General features: G+C 69.6%; 16 protein-coding genes. 1 reads left to right on the top strand and 15 read right to left on the bottom strand.

Going from position 1 to position 22,163, the window contains the following annotated elements; all coding sequences use genetic code 11:
• Positions 1-43 precede the first annotated feature (43 nt).
• Positions 44-2,206 (top strand): prolyl oligopeptidase family serine peptidase, encoded by a 2,163-nt coding sequence (locus tag ACWD01_RS06485; RefSeq protein WP_451158713.1) that lies wholly within the window; start codon positions 44-46, stop codon positions 2,204-2,206.
• Positions 2,207-2,217: 11 nt separating this feature from the next.
• Here the strand turns inward: ACWD01_RS06485 and ACWD01_RS06480 are convergent, their stop codons facing one another.
• The 15 genes from ACWD01_RS06480 to ACWD01_RS06410 all read right to left on the bottom strand — a co-directional run bounded on the left by ACWD01_RS06480 (position 2,218) and on the right by ACWD01_RS06410 (position 21,963).
• Complete coding sequence (locus ACWD01_RS06480) at positions 2,218-3,264, bottom strand: hypothetical protein (protein ID WP_451158711.1); 1,047 nt, start codon at positions 3,262-3,264, stop codon at positions 2,218-2,220.
• A gap of 220 nt (positions 3,265-3,484) precedes the next feature.
• Complete coding sequence (locus ACWD01_RS06475; protein ID WP_451158709.1) at positions 3,485-4,573, bottom strand: ABC transporter ATP-binding protein; 1,089 nt, start codon at positions 4,571-4,573, stop codon at positions 3,485-3,487.
• Positions 4,566-5,594, bottom strand: a complete 1,029-nt coding sequence (locus ACWD01_RS06470) for an ABC transporter ATP-binding protein (RefSeq protein ID WP_451158707.1) — start codon at positions 5,592-5,594, stop codon at positions 4,566-4,568. The genes ACWD01_RS06475 and ACWD01_RS06470 overlap by 8 nt, the downstream gene beginning before the upstream one ends.
• 19 nt (positions 5,595-5,613) lie before the next feature.
• Positions 5,614-6,615 (bottom strand): ABC transporter permease, encoded by a 1,002-nt coding sequence (locus ACWD01_RS06465; RefSeq protein WP_451158705.1) that lies wholly within the window; start codon positions 6,613-6,615, stop codon positions 5,614-5,616.
• Positions 6,608-7,531 carry an ABC transporter permease gene (locus ACWD01_RS06460; RefSeq protein ID WP_451158703.1) on the bottom strand — a complete coding sequence of 308 codons (924 nt, stop codon included), beginning with the start codon at positions 7,529-7,531 and terminating at the stop codon, positions 6,608-6,610. The genes ACWD01_RS06465 and ACWD01_RS06460 overlap by 8 nt, the downstream gene beginning before the upstream one ends.
• A 74-nt stretch (positions 7,532-7,605) precedes the next feature.
• Entirely contained in the window at positions 7,606-9,234 is a 1,629-nt protein-coding gene (locus tag ACWD01_RS06455) for a peptide ABC transporter substrate-binding protein (protein WP_451158701.1), read from the bottom strand.
• 67 nt (positions 9,235-9,301) lie between these two features.
• A complete protein-coding gene (locus ACWD01_RS06450) occupies positions 9,302-10,246 on the bottom strand; it encodes a GNAT family N-acetyltransferase (RefSeq protein ID WP_451158699.1) in 945 nt (314 codons plus the stop codon).
• Between the two features lie 50 nt (positions 10,247-10,296).
• On the bottom strand, positions 10,297-10,812 hold the full coding sequence (locus tag ACWD01_RS06445) for a GNAT family N-acetyltransferase (RefSeq protein ID WP_451158697.1): 516 nt from the start codon (positions 10,810-10,812) through the stop codon (positions 10,297-10,299).
• A gap of 106 nt (positions 10,813-10,918) precedes the next feature.
• Positions 10,919-12,067: an ABC transporter ATP-binding protein gene (locus tag ACWD01_RS06440; RefSeq protein WP_451158695.1), complete on the bottom strand. Its 1,149-nt coding sequence runs from the start codon at positions 12,065-12,067 to the stop codon at positions 10,919-10,921.
• Positions 12,060-13,115: an ABC transporter ATP-binding protein gene (locus ACWD01_RS06435; RefSeq protein ID WP_451158693.1), complete on the bottom strand. Its 1,056-nt coding sequence runs from the start codon at positions 13,113-13,115 to the stop codon at positions 12,060-12,062. The genes ACWD01_RS06440 and ACWD01_RS06435 overlap by 8 nt, the downstream gene beginning before the upstream one ends.
• 11 nt (positions 13,116-13,126) lie before the next feature.
• The gene (locus tag ACWD01_RS06430) at positions 13,127-14,089 is read right to left on the bottom strand and encodes an ABC transporter permease (RefSeq protein WP_451158691.1); all 963 of its coding nucleotides are present in this window, start codon (positions 14,087-14,089) and stop codon (positions 13,127-13,129) included.
• Entirely contained in the window at positions 14,082-15,008 is a 927-nt protein-coding gene (locus ACWD01_RS06425; RefSeq protein ID WP_451158689.1) for an ABC transporter permease, read from the bottom strand. The genes ACWD01_RS06430 and ACWD01_RS06425 overlap by 8 nt, the downstream gene beginning before the upstream one ends.
• 89 nt (positions 15,009-15,097) lie before the next feature.
• Positions 15,098-16,729: a peptide ABC transporter substrate-binding protein gene (locus ACWD01_RS06420; protein ID WP_451158687.1), complete on the bottom strand. Its 1,632-nt coding sequence runs from the start codon at positions 16,727-16,729 to the stop codon at positions 15,098-15,100.
• A gap of 556 nt (positions 16,730-17,285) precedes the next feature.
• Entirely contained in the window at positions 17,286-19,193 is a 1,908-nt protein-coding gene (gene typA / locus ACWD01_RS06415; RefSeq protein ID WP_451158685.1) for a translational GTPase TypA, read from the bottom strand.
• Between the two features lie 325 nt (positions 19,194-19,518).
• On the bottom strand, positions 19,519-21,963 hold the full coding sequence (locus ACWD01_RS06410) for an ABC transporter substrate-binding protein (RefSeq protein ID WP_451158683.1): 2,445 nt from the start codon (positions 21,961-21,963) through the stop codon (positions 19,519-19,521).
• Positions 21,964-22,163: the final 200 nt, after the last annotated feature.

Here is a 22,163-nt window from a genome sequence, read left to right as displayed (position 1 = left end):
CACGGCAGCACACGGGGGCGCACACCGCTTAAGGTTCGGACCCATGACGTCGACGCAGCCGCTCTCCTTTCCGCGTCAGTCCGCGCGGACCCAGCGCTTCAGCCTGGGCGCCCCCCGCGCCTTCACCGTGTCTCCGGACGGGTCGCGCCTGGTGTTCCTGCGCTCGGCCTCCGGGACGGACCGGTCGGGACTGCTGTGGGTGCTCGACCTGGACGGCCACGGCCCGCCGCAGGAGCGTCTCGCCGCCGATCCGCGGGAGTTGCTGGGCGGCTCCGAGGAGGAGCTGTCCGCCGAGGAGCGCGCCCGGCGGGAGCGCAGCAGGGAGGGCTCCGCCGGGATCGTCGGCTACGCGGTCGACCAGGCGGCCGAGTTGGCGGCCTTCACCCTGTCCGGGCGGCTGTTCACCGCGGAGCTGCGGGCCGGTACGGCGCGCGAACTCCCCGTGCCGGGGCCGGTGCTGGACCCCCGGCCCTCCCCGGACGGCCGTCTCGTCGCCTATGCGGCCGGCGGCGCGCTGCGGGTGACGGGCGCGGAGGGCGAGGGGGACCGGGCGCTGGCCGAGCCGGAGGACGAGCACACCGCCTACGGCCTCGCGGAGTTCATCGCCGCCGAGGAGATGGACCGCTCGCGCGGCTTCTGGTGGGCGCCGGACTCGGACAGGCTGCTCGTCGCCCGCACCGACGAGCGCGAGGTGCGGCGCTGGTGGATCCCCGACCCGGCGCATCCGGAGCGGGAACCGGCGGAGGTCGCCTATCCGGCCGCCGGGACGCCCAACGCCGACGTACGGCTGTTCTTCGTCACCCTCGACGGGGAGCGCACGGAGGTGAGCTGGGACCGGGACCGCTATCCGTACCTGGCGCGCGTGCACTGGTCGGCGGCCGGTGCTCCGCTGCTGCTCGTACAGTCGCGGGACCAGCGCACGCAGTTGCACCTGGCGGCCGACCCGGATTCGGGCCGGACCCGGACCGTGCATGTGGACGAGGACGCCGCCTGGCTGGAACTCTTCCCCGGGGTGCCCGCCTGGGCCCCCGAGTCGTCGCACGCGCGCGGTTTCGGCGCCGGCCGGCTGGTGCGGATCGCGGACGAGGGCGGGGCCCGGGTGCTCGCCGTCGGCGACCGGGTGCTGACCGGACCGCAGCTGCAGCTGCGCGCGGTGCTGGACATCGGCGAGAACGACGTGCTGGTCTCGGCGGCGGCGGGCGAGGGGGCCGCGCGGCCGGAGACCGGCGAGATCCATGTGTACCGGGTGAACGAGCTGGGCGTCGAACGCGTCTCCGAAGGCCCCGGCGTCCATGCGGCGGTCCGCGCGGGCGGGGTGACCGTCCTCGCCTCCTCCCGTACGGACACGAGCGGCGCCACGGTCCAGGTGCTCAGGGACGGCAAGCAGATCGCGGTCGTCGCCTCGTACGCCGAGCAGCCGGTGCTGCGCGCCCGGCCGGTGCTCACCGAGGCCGGCGAGCGGCGGATTCCGTGCGCGGTGCTGCTGCCGTCGCACCACCGGGACTCGGACGGCCCGCTGCCGGTGCTGATGGACCCGTACGGGGGTCCGCACGGTCAGCGCGTGCTGGCCGCGCACAATCCGTATCTGACCTCGCAGTGGTTCGCCGACCAGGGGTTCGCCGTCGTCGTCGCGGACGGCCGCGGCACCCCCGGCCGCTCCCCCGGCTGGGAGAAGGCGATCGCGGGGGACTTCGGCGCGACGCTGGACGACCAGATCGAGGCGCTGCACGTGTTGGCCGGGTCCTTCCCGCTCGACCTGTCGCGGGTGGCCGTCCGCGGCTGGTCGTACGGCGGCTATCTGGCGGCGATGGCGGTGCTGCGCCGCCCCGACGTCTTCCACGCGGCGGTGGCGGGCGCCCCGGTGACCGACTGGCGGCTCTACGACACCCACTACACCGAGCGCTATCTGGGCGACCCCGGCGAGCAGTCCGCCGCGTACGCCGCGAACTCGCTGGTCACCGACGCCGGTCTGACGGCCGCGGCGGACCCGGCACGGCCGCTGATGATCGTCCACGGGCTGGCGGACGACAACGTGGTGGTGGCCCACGCACTGCGGCTGTCCTCCGCGCTGCTGGCGGCGGGCCGCCCGCACGAGGTGCTGCCGCTGACCGGGGTGACCCATATGACGCCGCAGGAGCAGATCGCGGAGAATCTGCTGCTGCTCCAGGTCGACTTCCTCAAGCGGTCCCTCGGGCTCGGCGCCTGAGGGGCGGCCGGTCACCAGTTCGGCGGCGGTGACGAGGGCGGCGGCGGGCCTCCGGCGGGCGGCGGGTATCCGTACCCTCCCGGCGCCGGTGGGTACCCGTACCCCGGTGGTGGCCGGTTCGCGCCGCCGGACCACGGGTCGTCCGCCGGGTCGCTCTCGCCGCGCCGCGCCAGCAGGACGATCAGCGCGGTCCCCGCGACCAGTTCGAAGAACGCGGTCACGACGATGAGCTGGTACTCCGGCGGCACCGCCCCGAAGTGCTCCAGGGCCCGCAGCCGCAGCACGAAGTCGAGGTCCACCGCGCCGGACGCCAGGATGCCCGCCGCGAGCACGGCGCCCAGCGGGCGGGCGAAGACGGCCCTGGTGAGCAGGCCGACGCCCGCCGTCAGGCAGAGGATCACGACGGTGGCCGCCAGCCAGCCCGGCGGCGGCGCGAGCAGCCCGTGCGCGAACGGCCCGCCGCCCGCCACGGTGTCGAAATAGACCGCGGGCCCGATCTGGTAACCGAGGTGGATCTGCCACGCCGTGGTGACGGCCGCGGCCAGCAGCAGCAGCGGGCCGGCCAGCCAGGCCACCGAAGCGGTCGGCCGCAGCGGCGCCGGGACCGGCGCGGCGGCTTCCGGGGGCCGTCGGCCGGCCACCGCCGTGATGGCGAGCCCGACGGCCAGGCCGAGCACGGCGAAGACGGTCAGCAGGGCACGTGTCCGCACCGGGTCCCCGGGCTCCGGATACGCGGACGAGGCGGTCACGACCCACAGGCTCGGCAGCCGGACGGCGAAGGTGAACACGGCCGTCGCCAGCAGCGCGGAGGCCGCGACGGAGGAGCGCAGCACGGCGACCGCCGTACCCGCGTACACCGCCAGCAGCGCTCCGTCGAGAGGTGCGGTGGCCTGCACGGGCGGTCCGAAGCCCAGCCTGGGGCCGGACGCCCAGCGGTGCCAGAAGCCGGCGAGCCCGTCGGCCGCCGAGATGTCCCGGACGATCCACGCCCCGGTGATCAGCGCGAGCACGCCGCACAGCACCGCTCCGGTGATTCTTGCCCCCCGCGTAAGAGTCACGCGAACGATCCTGCCGGGGGCGGCACGGCGCCAACAAGACGATGACCGGACAGTTCCGGACAACCGGCGCGCGGCGGCGCGTGACGACCGGCCGGGTCCGCAGAAGCGGTCCCGGCCGGCCTACGGCACCCGCACGGCCGTACGCTCCTCAGCGTGGAGCGTCCGTATATCGGACCGGCGTCGCCCGAGTTGCCTGCGTGTTAACAGATGTGACGGCGCCTCACAGGCTGGTGGCGGCCCCGCCGTCACCGTTCTCCGGCGCGCTCGGCACCACGTGCAGCTCCTCCGCGAAGTGGCAGGCCGACGGGTGCTGCACGGGCCCCTCGGCCGTCCGCAGATGCGACGGCACCGCCAGCAGCGGCACCTCCACCGCGCACCGCTCCTGCGCCTTCCAGCAGCGGGTCCGGAAGCGGCAGCCGGACGGGATGTTCGTCGGCGAGGGCACGTCACCGGTGAGGATGATCCTCCCCCTGGCTTCGCCGGGGGGACCCCCACGCCGCTCACGCGCCTCCGGGTCGGGCACCGGCACGGCGGAGAGCAGGGCCTGCGTGTACGGGTGGGTGGGGTGGTCGTAGATCTCCGCGTCCCTGCCGAGCTCCACGATCCGGCCGAGGTACATCACACCGACGCGGTCCGAGATGTGCCGGACGATCGACAGGTCGTGCGCGATGAACACATAGCTGAGCGAGAACTCGTCCTGGAGCCTGTCCAGCAGGTTGATGACCTGCGCCTGCACCGACACGTCGAGCGCGGACACCGGCTCGTCGGCCACGATGACCTCGGGTCGCAGGGCGAGCCCGCGGGCGATCCCGATGCGCTGGCGCTGGCCGCCGGAGAACTGGTGCGGATAGCGGTTGATGTACTCGGGGTTGAGCCCGACGACGTCCAGCAGCTCCTGCACCCTCTGCCGGCGCGACCCCTTGGGGGCGACCTCCGGATGGATCTCGTACGGCTCGCCGATGATGTCGCCGACCGTCATCCGCGGGTTGAGCGAGGTGTACGGGTCCTGGAACACCATCTGGATGTTGCGCCGCACGGCCTTGAGCGCACGGCCCGACAGCCTGGTGATGTCCTCGCCCTTGTACCGGATCGTGCCCGACGTCGGCCGCTCCAGATGGACCAGCATCCTGGCAAGCGTGGATTTGCCGCAGCCCGACTCCCCCACGATGCCGAGGGTCTCGCCCGCGAACAGGTCCACGTCCACGCCGTCGACCGCCTTGACCGCGCCCACCTGCTTCTTGAAGAGAATGCCCCTGGTGAGCGGGTAGTGCTTGTACAGGTCGCGGACCTCGAGGATCGCCTCAGCCATGGAGCGTCGCCTCCCAGAAGTGGCAGGCGCTCCCGCGCCGCTCGTCCACCTCGTACAGCGGTGGGACATCGGTCCGGCACACGTCCTGCGCCATCGGGCAGCGCGGGTGGAAGGGGCAGCCCGGCGGGATGTGCATCAGATTCGGCGGCAGGCCCTTGATCGCGTACAGCTCCTGCCCCTTCTGGTCCACGCGCGGGATCGATTCGAGCAGGCCCTTGGTGTACGGGTGGGCGGGCGCCCGGTAGATGTCGTGGACGGGGGAGGTCTCGACGATCCGGCCCGCGTACATCACGGCGATCTTGTCGGCGACGTCGGCGACGACGCCGAGGTCGTGGGTGATCAGGATCAGCCCCATGTCCAGCTCGCGCTGGAGCTCGGCCAGCAGGTCCATGACCTGGGCCTGCACGGTGACGTCGAGCGCGGTGGTCGGCTCGTCGGCGATGATCAGGTCCGGCTCCAGCGAGAGGGCCATCGCGATCATGATGCGCTGGCGCATACCGCCGGAGAACTGGTGCGGGTACTGGCCGACGCGCTCCTTGGCGGCGGGGATGCGGACCCGGTCCATCAGCTCGACCGCCCTGGCCTTCGCGTCCTTGCGCGACAGCCCCCGGTGGACGGTGAACATCTCGCCGAGCTGGTCGCCGACGCTCAGGACCGGGTTGAGGGAGGAGAGGGCGTCCTGGAAGATCATGGCCATTCCGGCGCCTCTGATCTTCCGCCGTTCCTCCTCCCGCATCGTCAGCAGGTCCTGCCCCTTGAAGAGGATCTGCCCGCCGGTGATCCGGCCGGGCGGCATGTCGAGGATGCCCATGACGGCCTGCGCGGTGACGGACTTGCCGGACCCGGACTCGCCCAGCACGGCGAGCGTCTCGCCCGCGTCCACGGTGTAGTCGACCCCGTTGACGGCCTTGGCGACCCCGTCCCGGGTGCGGAACTCGACGTGCAGACCGCGCACGTCGAGCAGGCTGCCGGACGCGTCCGGTTCCGCGGACGTCACGGCCTCGTAGGACGTGGCGGGCATGGCGGCTCCTCAGCTTCGGTCAGCGCAGCTTGGGGTCGAGGGCGTCGCGCACCGCGTCGCCGAGCATGATGAAGGCGAGCACCGTGATCGCCAGCGCACCGGCGGGCCACAGCAGCATGTGCGGCGCGTTGCGGACGTACGGGGAGGCCGACGAGATGTCGATGCCCCAGGAGACGGTCGGCGGCTTGAGACCGACGCCCAGGAAGGACAGCGTCGCCTCCAACGAGATGTAGGTGCCGAGCGCGATGGTCGCCACCACGATCACTGGGGCGACGGCGTTGGGCGCGATGTGCCGCAGCAGCATCCGCGAACTGGAGGCGCCGAGCGCCCGGGCGGCCTGCACGTAGTCGTTCTGCTTGGCGGTGATGACGGCGCCGCGGGCGATTCGGGAGATCTGCGGCCAGCCCAGCAGCACCATGAAGCCGACCACCGGCCAGACCGTGGTGCTGGTGATGACGGAGAGCAGAACGAGGCCGCCGAGGACCACCGGGATGCCGAAGAAGACGTCGGTGAGCCGGGACAGGACGGCGTCCCAGAAGCCGCCGAAGAAGCCGGCCAGTCCGCCGAGCACCGAGCCGAGCAGCGCCACCCCGAGGGTGGCGCACACGCCGACGGTCACGGAGGCGCGCGCGCCGTAGACGGTACGGGTGTAGACGTCACAGCCCTGGCCGTTGAAGCCGAACGGATGGCCCGGCTGGGAGCCCTCCTGGGCCCTGGCGAGATCGCACGAGAGCGGGTTGCCGGAGGCGATCGCCGACGGCCACAGCGAGATGAAGATCAGAAAGAGGATCACCAGGGCCGAGACGATGAAGACCGGGTTGCGCCGCAGATCGCGCCAGGCGTCCGACCAGAGGCTGCGCGGTTTCGCCGCCGGGCCGGTGCCCTCGGGCCCGTCGGGAGTCTGCTCCAGCGTCTCTCCCTCGCTCATCGCGAGGTTGGTCCCGCCGCCCGATCCCGCGGCGCCGGACACGGCCTGATGACCGGGGTCTTCGAAGTGCGGGTTCTGGTACGGCTCAGGCATAGCGGATCCTCGGATCCAGAACGGCGTACAACAGGTCCACCAGCAGGTTCGCCACCAGGAAGACGATGACGAGGACGCTGACGAAGCCGACGACGGTCTGCGTGTTCTGCCGCAGGATGCCCTGGAAGAGCTGATAGCCGACCCCGTGGATGTTGAAGATCCGCTCGGTGACGATCGCGCCGCCCATCAGCGCGCCGACGTCGGTGCCGATGAAGGTGACGACCGGGATCAGGGAGTTGCGCAGCAGATGCTTGCGGATCACCCGGCTCCGCGGCAGGCCCTTGGCCTTGGCGGTGCGGACGTAGTCGGCGCGGCTGTTCTCCGCGATGGACGTGCGGGTCAGCCGGGTCACATAGGCGAGCGAGACGGAGGCGAGCACCAGTCCGGGGACGATCAGCTCGTCGAGCCTGGGGTCGGTGGAGACGGACGGGTCGATGATGTCCCACTTGTAGCCGAGGAGCAGTTGGAGCAGCAGGCCGGTGACGAACGTCGGCACCGAGATGACGACGAGCGTGAACAGGAGCACCCCGCTGTCGACGGGGCGGCCGCGGCGCAGTCCGGTGACGACGCCGAGGACGATGCCGATGACGATCTCGAAGGCGACGGCGACCAGGGTGAGCCTGATCGTGACCGGGAAGGCCTCGCCCATCAGCTCGGTGACCTCCTGGCCGTTGAAGGCGGTGCCGAAGTCCCCGGTGAAGACGTTGCCCATGTAGGTCGCGTACTGCTGCCAGAGGGGCTTGTCGAGGCCGAACTCCCTGCGGAGCTGGGCGGCTGTCGCCGGGTCGCACCGCCGCTCCCCGCACAGTCCCGCGATGGGGTCTCCCATCACGTTGACCATGAGGAAGATCAGCAGCGTGGCGCCGAAGAAGACGGGGATCATCTGCAGCAGACGCCGGATCACATAACGTCCCATGAAGGGCTCCGGGGGTCGTGGAACGGGTCACGGCCCGGGCGCTCACGGCGCGCCGGGCCGGGGGCCTTCCGCCGTCAGTCGACCTTGATCTCGTCGTAGACGGGGACGCTGAACGGGTTGAGCGCGACGTTCGAGACGCGCTCGGAGTAGCCCGCGCTGCCGTTCTGGTACCAGAGCGGGATGGCGGCCATCTCGTCCCGCAGGACCCTCTCCGCCTCCTTGAAGGTCTCGACGGCCTCCGCGGGGTCGGTCTGCGCGTTGGCCTCGTCGACCAGGTCGTCGAACTTCTGGTTGCTCCACTTGCCGTCGTTGGACGAGGCGTTGGTGTAGTAGAGCGGCTGGAGGAAGTTCTGGATCAACGGGTAGTCCATCTGCCAGCCGGCCCGGAAGGGACCGGACATCTTGGACTGGGTGATCTGGTTGCGGAAGTCGGCGAAGGTGCCGATGGGGTTGCCGACGCAGGCCCGGTCGTCGCCGAGGGCGTTCTTGATGGAGTTGCAGACGGCGTCGACCCAGTCCTTGTGGGAGCCGGTGTCCGAGTTGTACGAGATGGAGATCCGGCCGCCCGGCAGCCCGCCGGCCTCGGCGATCAGCCTCTTCGCCTCTGCGGGGTCGTACTCGCAGGCCGCGCCGCAGAGCGAGGGATCGTAGCCGCCGTCCTCGCCGAGCACCGGTGAGGTCCAGTCCTTCGCCGGGGTGCGGGTCTGCTGGAAGATGGTGTCGGTGATCTGCTTGCGGTTGATCGCCATGGAGAGCCCGGTGCGGAGCTTCGCGCCGTCGGGGGTGTTCCAGTCGTCGTCGTAGAACGGGAAGGCGAGGGTCTGGATGATGCCGGCGGGGCTGTTGATGTACCGGTCCCCGAGGTCGGCCTCCACGTTCTTGAGCTGGGACGCGGGCACGTCGTCGACGAGGTCGAGGTTGCCGGCGATCAGGTCGGTGTAGGCGGTGTTGTTGTCGGTGTAGACCTTGAGGTCGATGCCGCCGTTCTGCGCCTTGTCGGGCCCGTTGTAGCCGTCCCAGCGGCGCAGCGACATCTGGGAGCCCCTGGCGTACGAGTCGACGGTGTACGGACCGTTGCCGACGGGCTTGGCGAGCCAGGCGTCGTGGTCGTCGAAGAAGGCCCGGGGCAGCGGGGCGAAGGCGGCGTAGCCGAGGGTGTCGGGCCAGGTGGAGAACTTCTGCGAGAGCCGCACGGTGAAGGTCAGCGGGCCGGTGACCTTCAGGCCCTTCATGTTCTGGGCCCGCGGCTCCCCGGACTCGGGGTGGACGTCGGCGTACCCGTCGATCTGGCCGAAGAAGAACGCGTTCCGCTGGTTGTTCTTCAGGTTCGCGCCGTAGTTCCAGGCGTCCACGAAGGACCGCGCGGTGACCTTCTCGCCGTTGGAGAAGGTCCAGCCGTCCTTGAGGGTGATGGTGAAGTTCGTGGCGTCGGTCGTCTCGATCTTCTCGGCGACCATGTTCTCGGCCTCGCCGGTCTTCGGGTCGTACCGCTTGAGGCCGCGGAAGATCATGTCGAGCACCTTGCCGCCCTGCACCTCGTTGGTGTTGGCCGGCTCCAGCGGATTCTGCGGGTCGCCCCACGAGGAGCTCACGATGCCGTCGGCCCCGCCGCCGCCGCTGTCGCTCCCGCCGCCGCAGGCCGCCGCCGCGAGGACGACGGCGACCGCGCATGCGGCCCACTTCACGTGGGTGGCTCCGCGCATGGAGTGCCTCCTAGATCCCAAGTCGACTTGGGGCCCAATATCACTCCATAAGGGACCTAACGCATTTTCAGGTCGCCCGTGTGGTGGGTGCGGGTACCGGCAGGACGAGTTCCCAGGTGTTGATCGCGTAGTGCAGGCTCATCCCGTGGGCCTCGTAGAGCGCGAGCGCCCGGCTCTCGTTGCCGGTGTCCACCGCGAGTCCGATGGTGTCCCGGCCCCGGGCCGCGTACACGGCGAAGGCGTGGCGCAGCAGATGGCCGCCGAGACCGCGGCCGCGTGCCGCCTTCCGGACCCCCAGGTTCCTGATCCAGCCCATGGTCTCCTTGTCGTTCCGGGTCAGCAGTACGGCCACATCGCCCTCGCCCTCGACGGAGGCGATCCACATGAGCGACCGGTCGCGGGGGCCGCCGTCCGCCAGCCACTGCTCGTACGTACGGGGGTGGTGGTCGAAGTGCTCGGCGAAGGTCTCCTCCACCAGAGCGTGGGCGGCCCGGTGGTCGGCGTCGGCGGTGCAGTCGCGCAGTGACACTCCCGGGGGCGGCTGCGGCGGGCGGTCGTCGGAGGTCAGCGGACGGGTCATCACCTGGTAGCGGCGGACGGTGCGCCAGCCGCGGGCCTCGAGCAGCGCGGTGTCGAGCGTGGTCCGTACGGTCAGGTTCAGATGCAGTACGGCCTTCTCGGCGCCGCCCGCCGCGGCCATCCGTACGGCGCGTTCCTCGATCCGCTCGAGGACCGGCAGGGCGGCGTCCGGCCGGCCGGGGAGGACGTAGTGGTCGACGCCGATGTCGCCCTTGCCGGAGTCGGTCCACAGGATTCCGTACGCCACCAGGTCGCCGGCCTCGTGCACCAGCCACGAGTCCTGGGCGAGGTCGACCTCGGGGTGGGCCAGGTCGGTCTCGACCGTGTGCAGCTCGGTGTCGGCGTGGCCGATCTCGGCGATGTCGACGGCGTTCAGCAGAGCGCAGATGACGGGTGCGTCCGCGAGCGTCGCGGGCCGGACGGTGAGAGACATACGGCCACTGTTCGCGCCCCGGCCCGGGGCCCGCAACGGGTTTTCGGCCCTCAGGCCGCCGGGACCCCGGTGACCGGCAGGGCGACCACCACCTCGTCGTCCTCGAAGTCGCCGGTCGGGGTGAACCCGAGCGCCGCGTAGAGCTTGGCCGCGCCGCCGTTGTCCGGGTGGTAGGAGAGCCGTATCTCCCGGCAGTCCGGGCGCCGGGACAGCAGCCGGATCAGCTCGCGCATGGCGGCTCGCCCCACACCGCGGCCCTGCTCGTCGGCGTCGACGACCAGGCCCCCGATCCAGTGGGCCCCGCCCTCGTCGTCGTACGCCCACATGACATGGCCGACGACGGTGTCGTCCGCGAGGACACCGAGCGAGGTCCAGAGGCCGCCGCGCATCGAGAGCAGCAGATAGCGGGCGGCGAGGGCGGCGACGAAGCCGCGCTGCTCGTCGCGCGGGGCGACGTCGGCGACGGCCCGCCAGTTGCCGTCGTCGACGGCGCACAGCGCGATCCGGCGGCCGGTCCGGTCGGTCGAGCCGGTCCGGCCCGTCGAGTCGGTCGATGGGTCATCCATCCTGACACCTTCGGGTGCCGACGCCGTCTCGCGCAATGCCTTTCCACGACGCGCAGGGCGCCCGCCCCCCGGGTGGGGACAGGCGCCCTGCGTGTGAGAGAGGGGACTACGCCGCGTGGACGACGTCCTTCTCCTCGGCGAAGTGGCACGCCGACTCGTGCGCGGCCTCGGTCTCCTGGCCCCTGAAGCGCTCCGGAATGGCGAGCAGCGGCACCTCGGTGGCGCACTTCTCCTCGGCCTTCCAGCAGCGGGTGCGGAAACGGCAGCCCGACGGCGGGTTCGCCGGCGACGGCACGTCACCGGTGAGGATGATCCGCTCACGGCCCTCGCGCAGGGCCGGGTCGGGGACCGGGACCGCGGAGAGCAGCGCCTGCGTGTACGGGTGGGTGGGGTGGTCGTAGATCTGCACGTCCGTGCCGATCTCCGCCATCTTGCCCAGGTACATGACGCCGACGCGGTCCGAGATGTGCCGGACGATAGACAGGTCGTGCGCGATGAAGAGGTAGGACAGGTCGAACTCGTCCTGCAGCTTCTCCATCAGGTTGACGACCTGCGCCTGCACCGACACGTCGAGCGCGGACACCGGCTCGTCGCAGATGATGATCTCCGGGTTGAGCGCCAGGCCGCGCGCGATGCCGATGCGCTGGCGCTGACCGCCGGAGAACTGGTGGGGATACCGGTGGATGTACTCGGGGTTGAGCCCGACGACGTCCAGCAGGTCCTTCACCTTGCGGTGCCGGTCACCCTTCGGGGCCACCTCGGGGTGGATGTCGAAGGGCTCGCCGATGATGTCGCCGACCGTCATCCGCGGGTTGAGCGAGGTGTACGGGTCCTGGAACACCATCTGGATGTTGCGCCGCACGGCCTTGAGCGCACGGCCCGACAGCCTGGTGATGTCCTGGCCCTTGTAGAAGACCTCGCCGGCGGTCGCCCTCTCCAGCGTCATCAGGAGCTTGGCGACGGTGGACTTGCCACAGCCGGACTCGCCCACGATGCCGAGCGTCTCGCCCTTGTAGAGGTCGAAGGAGATCCCGTCCACGGCCTTGACCGCGCCGATCTGCTTCTTGAAGAGGATGCCCTGGGTCAGCGGGAAGTGCTTGACCAGGTTGCGCACCTGAAGGATCGGCTCACCGCGGTCGGCCGGAGCCTCGATCGCCTGGACCGCCGCCGCCTCGGTGGCGGCCCCGGCCTTCTCCACCTCGGCGACGTTCGGGGTCGTGTCCACGGCCTCGTTCGTCTTCTTGAGCTCAGCCATGGATCGTCTCCTTCCAGAAGTGACACGCGCTGCCGCGGCCGGGCAGGTCGCTGCCGTCCTGCTCGGTCACCGGGACCAGCGCCGGGATCTCCGTACGGCAGACGTCGTCCGCCTTGGGGCAGCGCGGGTTGAAGGCGCAACCGCTCGGGATCTTCAGCAGGTTGGGCGGCAGGCCCTTGATCGCGTAGAGCTCCTGGCCCTTCTGGTCCAGGCGCGGGATCGAGTCGAGCAGACCCCGGGTGTACGGGTGCGCGGGCCGCTTGTACAGCTCGTGCACGGGGGCGGTCTCGACGATCCGGCCCGCGTACATCACGGCGATCTTGTCCGCGACGTCGGCGACGACGCCGAGGTCGTGGGTGATCAGGATCAGACCCATGTTGTACTCGCGCTGGAGCTCCGCGAGCAGGTCCATGACCTGGGCCTGCACGGTCACGTCGAGCGCCGTGGTCGGCTCGTCGGCAATGATCAGGTCCGGCTCGAGGGCCAGGGCCATGGCGATCATGATGCGCTGGCGCATACCGCCGGAGAACTGGTGCGGGTAGTCGCCCACTCGGGCCTTGGCGCCCGGGATCTTCACCCGGTCCATCAGTTCGATGCTCTTGGCCTTGGCCTCCTTCTTGGAGAGGCCCTGGTGGACGCGGAACATCTCGCCGAGCTGGTAGCCCACGGTGAGTACCGGGTTGAGCGAGGAGAGCGCGTCCTGGAAGATCATCGCGATCTTCCGGCCGCGGATCTTCCGCCGGTCCTCCTCGGGCATGGCGAGCATGTCCTGACCGCGGAAGAGGATCTCGCCCTGCGGGATCCTCCCCGGCGGCATGTCCAGAATGCCCATGATCGCCTGCGCGGTCACGGACTTGCCGGAGCCGGACTCACCGAGAACGGCAAGGGTTTCGCCGGCGTCGACGCTGTAGTTGACGCCGTTGACGGCCTTGGCCACACCCTCGCGGGTGTGGAACTCGACGTGCAGGTCGCGGACTTCGAGGAGCGGTCCGGTGTGGTCGTCCCCAGGCTGGGCGTGGACGTCCGTGGTTCGGTCGATGAGTTTCACGTACGCCTCCCTCAGCGCAATTTGGGATCGAGGGCGTCGCGTACCGCGTCGCCGAGCATGATGAACGCCAGCACGGTGATGCTGACGAAGCCTGCCGGGAAGAGCAGCGGATGCAGGGCCTCACGCATCCGCCCCAGGGACTGATTGATCATCACGCCCCAGGAGATGGTCGGCTCCTGGATGCCGACGCCGAGGAAGCTCAGCGTCGCCTCGACGGAGATGATCACGCCCAGCGAGATCGTCGCGAGGACGATCAGCGGGGTGAGCGCGTTGGGCAGGACGTGACGGAACATCAGCCGGCTGGTGGACGCCCCGAGCGAGCGAGCCGCGGTGACGTAGTCCGCCTCCTTGGTCTGGATCACGGTGGACCGCATGATGCGGGCCATGCTCATCCACCCCAGAACCATGAGCGCGGTGAGCACGCCCCAGATTCCACCGGTGCGGAAGCCGTCCTCGTCGCGGAAGCTGTTGAGGATGACGATGGCGCCGACCAGGAAGGGGATGCCCATCACGATGTCGATGCCGCGGGAGATCAGCGCGTCCAGCCAGCCGCCGTAGAACCCGGCCGCGAGGCCGAGCAGCAGGGCGATGAGCGCGGATCCCAGCGTGGCCAGCACACCGACGGTGATGGAGGTGCGGGCACCGTGGATGGTGCGGGCGTACACGTCGCAGCCACGGGCGTCGTAACCGAACCAGGCGTCCATGCTGGGCTTCTGAAGCGAGCGCGAGAGCTCGCAGAGCTGCGGGTCGGCGCTGGCGAACAGCGTCGGGAAGGCCGCCATGGCCACGAACAGCAGGATGATGCCCGAGGCGACGAGGAACAACGGGCGGCGGATCAGGTCGCGCACCGCGTCCTGCAGGAGGCTTCGCGACTTGGTGCTGCCACCACCGCGGGCGTCGGGGCCCGGGGCCGCGGCTTTCGCCGTCTGCTCGGCGGGCTCGTTGGCGACAGAGGTCGTCGTTGCGTCAGGCATAGCGAATCCTCGGGTCAAGCACGGCGTACAGAAGGTCCACGACAAGGGCCATCACCACGTACACGATGACCAGCAGGGTGACGAAGCCGACCAGTGCGGGACCGTCCTCGATCTGGATCGCCTTGAAGAGGTTGTAGCCGACACCGGGGATGTTGAAGATCCGCTCGGTGACGATCGCCCCGCCCATCAGCGTGCCGAGGTCGGCGCCGAGGTAGGTGACCACCGGGATCAGCGAGTTCCGCAGTACGTGGACTCCGGTGATACGGGAGGGCGAGAGCCCCTTGGCCTTGGCCGTACGCACGTAGTCCATGCGCAGGTTCTCCGCCACGGACGCCCGTGCGAGACGGGCGATGTACGCGAGCGAGACCGAACCCAGGACCAGGCCCGGCAGCAGATAGCTGAAGAAGCCCTCGTTGGTACCCGCGATGGGGAAGATCCCGGCCTTGACGCCCAGGAAGATCTGCGCCGCGACACCGAGGACGAAGATGGGCACTGCGATAACGGTCAAAGTGGACAGCAGTACGAGGTTGTCCAGGAACTTTCCGCGCCGCATACCGGCCATGACACCGGCCGCCACACCGATGATCATTTCGAAGGCGAAGGCGATGCCGGCCACACGCAGTGTCTCCGGCCAGGCATCGGCGATCATCTCGCTGATGGGCCGGGAACCGCTGAGGCTGGTTCCGAAGTCGCCCTGCAGGAGACCCCCGAGGTAATAGCCGTAGCGAACCGGCAGGGGGTCGTCCAGGTGGTACTGCGCCGTCAACGCAGCTCTGATGCTCTCGGGTACGGGTCGCTCACCGTACAGGTTTTGTACCGGGTCACCACCCATGGCCGTGACGAGAGCGAAGACAAGAAAGGTGGTCCCGATGATGACCGGGAGCATCTGGAGCAGCCGTCTCGCGACGTAGCGGCCCATTGTTCCTCCTCGTGGGAACGACGGGGGGCGGGATACCGCCCCCCGTCGTCAGGCCCTGATTTTCCTTACGGCGAAGAAACTCTCGCCGGTCAGGCCTTCTCGACCTTGATGAGTTCAACCTGGTTGAACAGGTTCATCTCGACGTTCTTCACGTTGGTCGAGTGGCCGAAGACGTTCTTGCCGAAGCGCAGCGGGATCACCGGCATGTCCTTGACGAGAATGTCCTCAGCGGCCTGCCACTTGGCGATTGCCTCTTCCTCGGTCTTCGCTTCGCGGCCCTCCTGGACCAGCTTGTCGAAGTCCTTGTTGCTGTAGCCGTAGTAGTTGGAGGAACCGTTGGAGCTGTACAGCGGGCCGAGGTAGTTCTCCATGGACGGGTAGTCCATGATCCAGCCGAGGCGGAACATGCCGGAGAACTTCTTCTTCTCGACCTGCGTCAGCAGCTCGGCGAACTTCGGCACCGCCTGGCTCACGCACTCGATGCCGAGGTTCTTCTTGAGCTGGTCACAGGTGGCGTTGATCCACTGCTCGTGGCCACCGTCCGCGTTGTGACCGATGTTGATCTTGTTGCCGTCGATGCCGCCGGCCTCCGCCAGCAGCTTCTTGGCCGCGGCCGGGTCGAACTTGCACGCGTCGCCGCACGCGCCCTCGCGGTAGCCGCCCACGACGGGGGAGACGAACGCGTCCGCGGAGGACTGCGAGTTCTGGAAGACGACCTTGATGATCTCGTCACGGTCGATGGCCATGGAGATGGCCTTGCGGACGCGCGGGTCGCTGAACTTCTTGTCGTACGTCGGGAAGGCGACGAACTGGAAGGTGGAGGCCGTCGACGTCTTGAAGCGGTCGCCCAGCTCGGACGGAGCGGTGCCCATGACCTCGGTCGGGATCTGGTCCACGATGTCGAGGTTGTTGCCCAGCAGGTCGTTGTAGGCGGTGTTCTGGTCCTGGTAGATCCGGAACTCGACCGCGTCGACCTTCGGCTTGTCACCGAGCTTGTAGTCCTTGAAGGCCTTGACCTTCACGGACTTGTCGTGGTTCCACTTGCCGTCCATCTGGAACGGACCCTGGCCGATCGGGGCCTCTTCGTACGCCTTGAGGTCGGAGATCGCCGACGCGGGCATCGGGTAGAAGACCGTGTAGCCCAGCACCGACTTGTAGCCGGCGAACGGGGCCTTGAGGGTGACCTCGATGGTCTTGTCGTCGACCGCCTTGAGGCCCGACAGCTCCTTCGCCTTGGGCTCGGGGGCCTTCTTCGGGCCCTCCTCGCCGTCGGGGTCCACCGGGTTCATCTCGTCATAACCCTGGATGGTGTCGAAGAAGTAGTTGCCGTCGGCGGCGTTGGGGCCGAAGGCACCCCAGTTCCACGCGGCGACGTAGTCCTTGGCGGTGACGGGCTTGCCGTCGTGCCAGTTGGCGTCCTTGAGCTTGATCGTCCAGACCTTGTTGTCCGGGCTCTCGATGGACTCCGCTGCCGCCAGAACCGGCTGGTTCTCGGCATCGAACTCGACCAGCGGCGTGAACAGACCCGAAAGGACCTGCGATCCGGCCGACTCCGTCGCGGACTGCGGAATCAGACGCTTCGGCTCAGCAATGTTCATGCTGAAGCTGTTGCTGCCGCCGTCCTTGCCCTTACCTTCATCGCTGCTGCCACCGCAGGCGGTCGCAGTCAGGGCGACGACTATCGCGCCCGCGACCCACTTGGCGCTGTTGGCACCACGCATGGGTTCTCCTCCTCATGAGTCCACTGTCGCTACAAGAGGGGCACCGAAAGACGTCGCCGACACCCCTGACGGTGACGCAGCAGCACCCCGAGTGTGCTCGTGAGCCGACGCTCCCCACAGCGCATAACCCATTGACCCGAGCTCAGTGGGGCCAACTATTGAGTACGAACGGCCCGTAAACCACACCTAAAGGGTCTCGTTTTGACAACATCATCAGGCCCCTTAGGTTCGAAATCCGGACAAAGCGATCGCAGACAGACACCCGCGAAACGGACTGTTAACGCAACTTCCGGTGGAAGATGTCCGCTGACCGGACGCCAGGGTCTCCCTCTCCCGCACAAAGGAGTGGCACCCCTGGGGCGTTTGTGTCAGTGATCACGGGGGCCGGCGGTCCGCCACGCGCCGCCGTGTACTGCCGCACCGGCTGACAGGCCGTCACTGGCGAGCGCAGGCGCCGGCTGCGGGCGTGGCGGCAGCACGAGACGGCCCGGCCCCCCGCAATGTCTGCGGGGGGCCGGGCCGTTCGCTCAGCGGCTCTGCCGGGGCTTCGGCGGCCCTAGCCGTGCTTGGCGCGCGAGGCCGCGCGGCCGCGCTCCTTCTGGTCCAGGACGACCTTGCGGATGCGGACGGCCTCCGGGGTCACCTCGACGCACTCGTCGTCGCGGCAGAACTCCAGCGACTGCTCCAGGGAGAGCTTGCGCGGCGGGACGATCGCCTCGAACGAATCGGCCGAGGACGACCGCATGTTGGTGAGCTTCTTCTCCTTGGTGATGTTCACGTCCATGTCGTCGGAGCGCGAGTTCTCGCCGACGATCATGCCCTCGTACACCTCGGTGCCGGGCTCGGTGAACAGCACGCCGCGCTCCTGAAGGTTCGTCATCGCGAACGCGGTGACGGCGCCGGAGCGGTCGGCGACCAGCGAACCGTTGTTACGGGTCTGCAGCGGCCCGAACCACGGCTCGTGGCCCTCGTGGATGGAGTGCGCGATGCCGGTGCCGCGGGTGTTCGTCAGGAACTCCGTACGGAAGCCGATCAGGCCGCGGGACGGGACCACGAACTCCATGCGGACCCAGCCGGAGCCGTGGTTCGACATGTTGTCCATGCGGCCCTTGCGGATGCCCATGAGCTGCGTCACAGCGCCCATGTGCTCCTCGGGCACGTCGATCGTCATCCGCTCGACCGGCTCGTGGACCTTGCCGTCGACCTCCTTGGTGACGACCTGCGGCTTGCCGATGGTCAGCTCGAAGCCCTCACGGCGCATCTGCTCGACCAGGATCGCCAGGGCCAGCTCGCCACGGCCCTGCACCTCCCAGGCGTCGGGGCGCTCGGTGTCCAGCACGCGCAGCGACACGTTACCGATCAGCTCGCGCTCCAGGCGGTCCTTCACCTGACGGGCCGTGACCTTGCGGTCCTTGACCGCAGCCTTCGCGTCGGCGCCCTTGCCGGTGCCGCCGCGGCCGACCAGCGGCGAGGTGTTGGTGCCGACGGTCATCGAGATCGCGGGCTCGTCGACCGTGATCAGCGGCAGCGCGATCGGGTTCTCCGGGTCGGCCAGGGTCTCGCCGATCATGATGTCCGGGATACCGGCGACGGCGCAGATGTCACCGGGGCCGGCGACCTCCGCCGGCTTGCGGGTGAGCGCCTCGGTCATCATCAGCTCGGAGATGCGGACGTTCGAGATCGTGCCGTCGCGCTTGATCCAGGCGACGGTCTGTCCCTTGCGCAGCTCGCCCTGCTCGACGCGGAGCAGCGCGATACGGCCGAGGAAGTTGTCGGCGTCCAGGTTGGTGACGTGAGCCTGCAGCGGGGCGGACTCGTCGTACTCCGGCGCGGGGACCGTGTCGAGCAGCGTGGTGAAGAACGGCTCCAGGCTGTCGCTGTCCGTCGGGACGGTGCCGTCCTCGGGCTTGGTCAGCGAGGCGACGCCGTCACGCGCGCAGGCGTAGACGATCGGGAACTCGATCTGCTCCTCGGTCGCGTCCAGGTCCAGGAACAGGTCGTACGTCTCGTCGACGACCTCGGCGATCCGGGAGTCGGGGCGGTCCGTCTTGTTGATGCAGAGGATCACCGGCATCTTCGCGGCGAGCGCCTTGCGCAGCACGAAACGCGTCTGCGGCAGCGGGCCCTCGGAGGCGTCGACGAGAAGGACGACCGCGTCCACCATCGACAGACCGCGCTCGACCTCGCCACCGAAGTCGGCGTGGCCGGGGGTGTCGATGATGTTGATGGTGATCGGGGCCCCGCCGTCCTTGGGGTGGTACTTGACGGCGGTGTTCTTGGCCAGGATCGTGATGCCCTTCTCACGCTCCAGGTCGTTCGAGTCCATCATGCGGTCGTCGAGGTGCTCGGCGGCGTGCGCGGCGAAGGCGCCGGCCTGCTTGAGCATGGCGTCGACCAGCGTGGTCTTGCCGTGGTCGACGTGGGCGACGATGGCTACGTTACGGATGTCGTGGCGCGTGGGCATGCGTGCAGGCGCTTCTCTCGATCGTGGGATCAGGCGTTGGATGGGATTTCCCCCGTCCGCCCGCCGGGCGGACACGCCACGGCTTGTCCCATGGTACGGGGCCGCCGGGACAGGGGCCTCCCGGAACGATCGGGTCCCAGGCGAACGAGGCGGGGATCACGCCGTGGCAGGGGCGTGCCGGTGCGGCGGGCGAGCGGGACACACAGGGAAGGCCCGGGTCGGGGCGTCGGCACGAGCTTGCCCGCCGGCAGGGCCGGCGGGCAAGGAAGTTGAGCCAGTTCTGAGGTTGTGACCTGGTGTTTTCTACTTCTTGGCGGGCTGTTCCCTAATTCTTGGCGGCGGCGCCGGGCTTTTTGAACCCGATGTCCTGATACCGGGGATCCGCGAACCCGAACGCTCCCGCGTTGACCACGTTCTTGCGCGCCGCGACCAGCTCGGGGCGCTGGTAGAGCGGGATGGAACCCGCCGCGGCCCAGATCCTGGCGTCGGCCCTGCGCATCAGATCGCGGGCGGCGTCCTTGTCGAGCTCGCCGGCGGCCTGGGTGAAGAGCTGGTCGATGTAGTCCGTGCCGACCCGTGTGTAGTTCTGCTCGACCAGGAGCGAGCCGTCGGAGGCCGGCTTCGGCTTGGCGTAGATCGGCCGGGCGTCGGTCGCCGGGTAGGGGCTGGACGGCCAGGAGTAGAGGGCCAGGTCGTAGTCGCCCGAGGCGATGTGGTCCTTGAAGAAACTTGAGTCGTCGACCTTGACGATCTCCGTCCGCACCCCGATCCGGTCGAGCATCTCCGCGATCTTGTCGCCGACGGTGCGCAGGACCTCGGAGCCGGTCCCGGACGGCAGGACGAAGCGGAGGCTGAGCGGCTTCCCGTCCTTGCCGAGGGCGCCGCCCGCGGCGGCCCCGTCGGGCGCCGCGGTGCCGCGCGGGGCGTAGGCGCCGGGCGGGCCGCCCTGCTCCTGGGCGTTCTTGCCGGTCTTCTCGGTCGCGCCCGCCTTCCCGGTCTTCTCACCGGCGGCCGCGGCGTCCGCCGTCTCGTCGCGGACCGATGCGGCCTGGCGGCTCAGGGCGATGCTCTGGACGGCCGCGGCGGGCGCCGGGGCGAGGATGTGCGTGGCGCGGGAGCCGGTGCGGGGGTCGCGGCCGGCGGGCTTGTCGTCGCCGACGATGTAGAGGCCCTCGTCCGAGGCGACGTTCTTCTTCTCCTCGGCCTTCTTCTCCCCGGTCTTCTTCTCGCCGCCCTTCTCCGACGCCGCCTCCGCGGGCTGGAGCTTCGCGGAGGACACCGGGGACGGCTCGGCAAAGGTCTTGTCCTTGCCCTTCTCCCCCGCCTCGTCCTTGTTCTTCTCCTTGTTCTTGTCCCCGGCCTCGCCGCCCGCCTTGGCCGGCTCCTCGCGCAGCCCGTCGGGCGTCCAGCCGGCGTCGGCGAGCAGCGCCTGCGCCTCCTGGGTGTCCTGCTCCCCGAGGGCGGCGCTGTTGTCCGAGTAGGCGGCCTGGCCGGCGAGTGCCAGATGGCTGCCGGGCGGCTCCGCGGGCAGGCCGAGCGGGGTGAGCACGGCCTCGGCCAGCTCCTTGCGGTTCAGCGCGCGGGCGATGGCCCGGCGTACCCGGTCGTCGGCGAGCGGCCCGGACTCGCCGTTGAGCGCGAGCTGGGTGTAGGCGGGCTCCAGCGACTTGCGGACCTCGTACTTGCTGAGGGCCGACTGCTCCTTCGCGTACTTCTTCTCGGCCTCCGCCGCCCGCTTCCGGGCCTCCTGCGCGACCTCGGCCAGCTCCTCGTCGGAGCCGTTGGCCAGTGCCCAGGACTTCAGCGCGGCGGACGGGGTGGTGGCGGCGGCGGCGGCCGGACCGTAGGCGAGCGGGCGGCCGCCGCGGCCGGCGTCCTTGACCGCGTAGGCGATACGTTCCGCCGCCGACGGGTCGATGTCGGCCAGGTCGATCTTCCCGGCGGCGAGCGCGGCGACGCGCTTGTCGCGCTCGACCGCCGTCAGGACCAGCTTGTCGAGCTTCGGGCGGGCCCCCCACCAGCGGGGATTGCGCACCAGGGTCGTCGTTTTCGCCTTGCGGTCGATCTTGGAGATCCGGAACGGGCCGGCCGTCGCCTTGAGCTTGGTGCGGGCGCCGTCGTTGAAGGAGTCCGGGGTCCCCGTCACGTCCTTGGGGTAGAGCGGTGTGAACAGGGACGGCCAGTCCGCGTAGGGCTTGGTGAAGGTCACCTTGACCTCGAGGTCACTGTCGCCGCGCTCGATCGTCTGGATCCTGTCGTACCCGGCGTTGCGGGCCGTCCAGTACGAAGAATCCTTTCCGCTCAGCGCGCGCCACTGCGCCAGGAAGTCGGGGGCGCCGATCTCGCGGCCGTCGCTCCACACCGCCTGCTGGTTGAGCTTGTAGAGCACGACCTGCTTGGGCTCGCGGTCGACGACCTCGGCCGATTCCAGATAGTCCGGATTGCGCTGCGGCCGGCCGTTCTCGTCGAGGACGAAGAGGGCCGGCAGCACGGCGCCGGCGATCCGGCTCGTGGTGGCGTCCGCGTCCGCCTGGAAGGTGTTGAGGGTGGCGGGCACCGTGTCGACGGCCCAGCGCAGCGTGCCTCCGTCCGCGACGAGGTCGCGGTCGGCGGACGAGATGTCCTGAGCCGGGGGCTTCCCCCGGTCCTGCTCGTCACCCGAGCTGCAGCCGGCGAGAACGGGGAGTACGAGCACTCCGCTCGCGAGCAGTGCGACGGGGCGGAGCCTTCGGGAGCATGTCCGCCCTCGGAGGGCTTCGACCTGGGACATGGCTTGTACCTCTTCGTCCTGTTTCGTCGAATTTAGAGATGATCACACCGATTCCACTCACTGAAGTGGACAGAGCACCGCGCCGGACGCAGACACGGCGACGCCGCCACCAAGGCCACCCGTGCGGGCGAACCCGGAACGCCCCACATCCGGGCACAAGGGGCGAATATGGGGGGAGTGAGACAACGGCCACAAGGGGC

The organism is Streptomyces sp. NPDC002835, from assembly GCF_053591995.1.
This window is presented reverse-complemented; position numbering and strand designations above follow the sequence as displayed.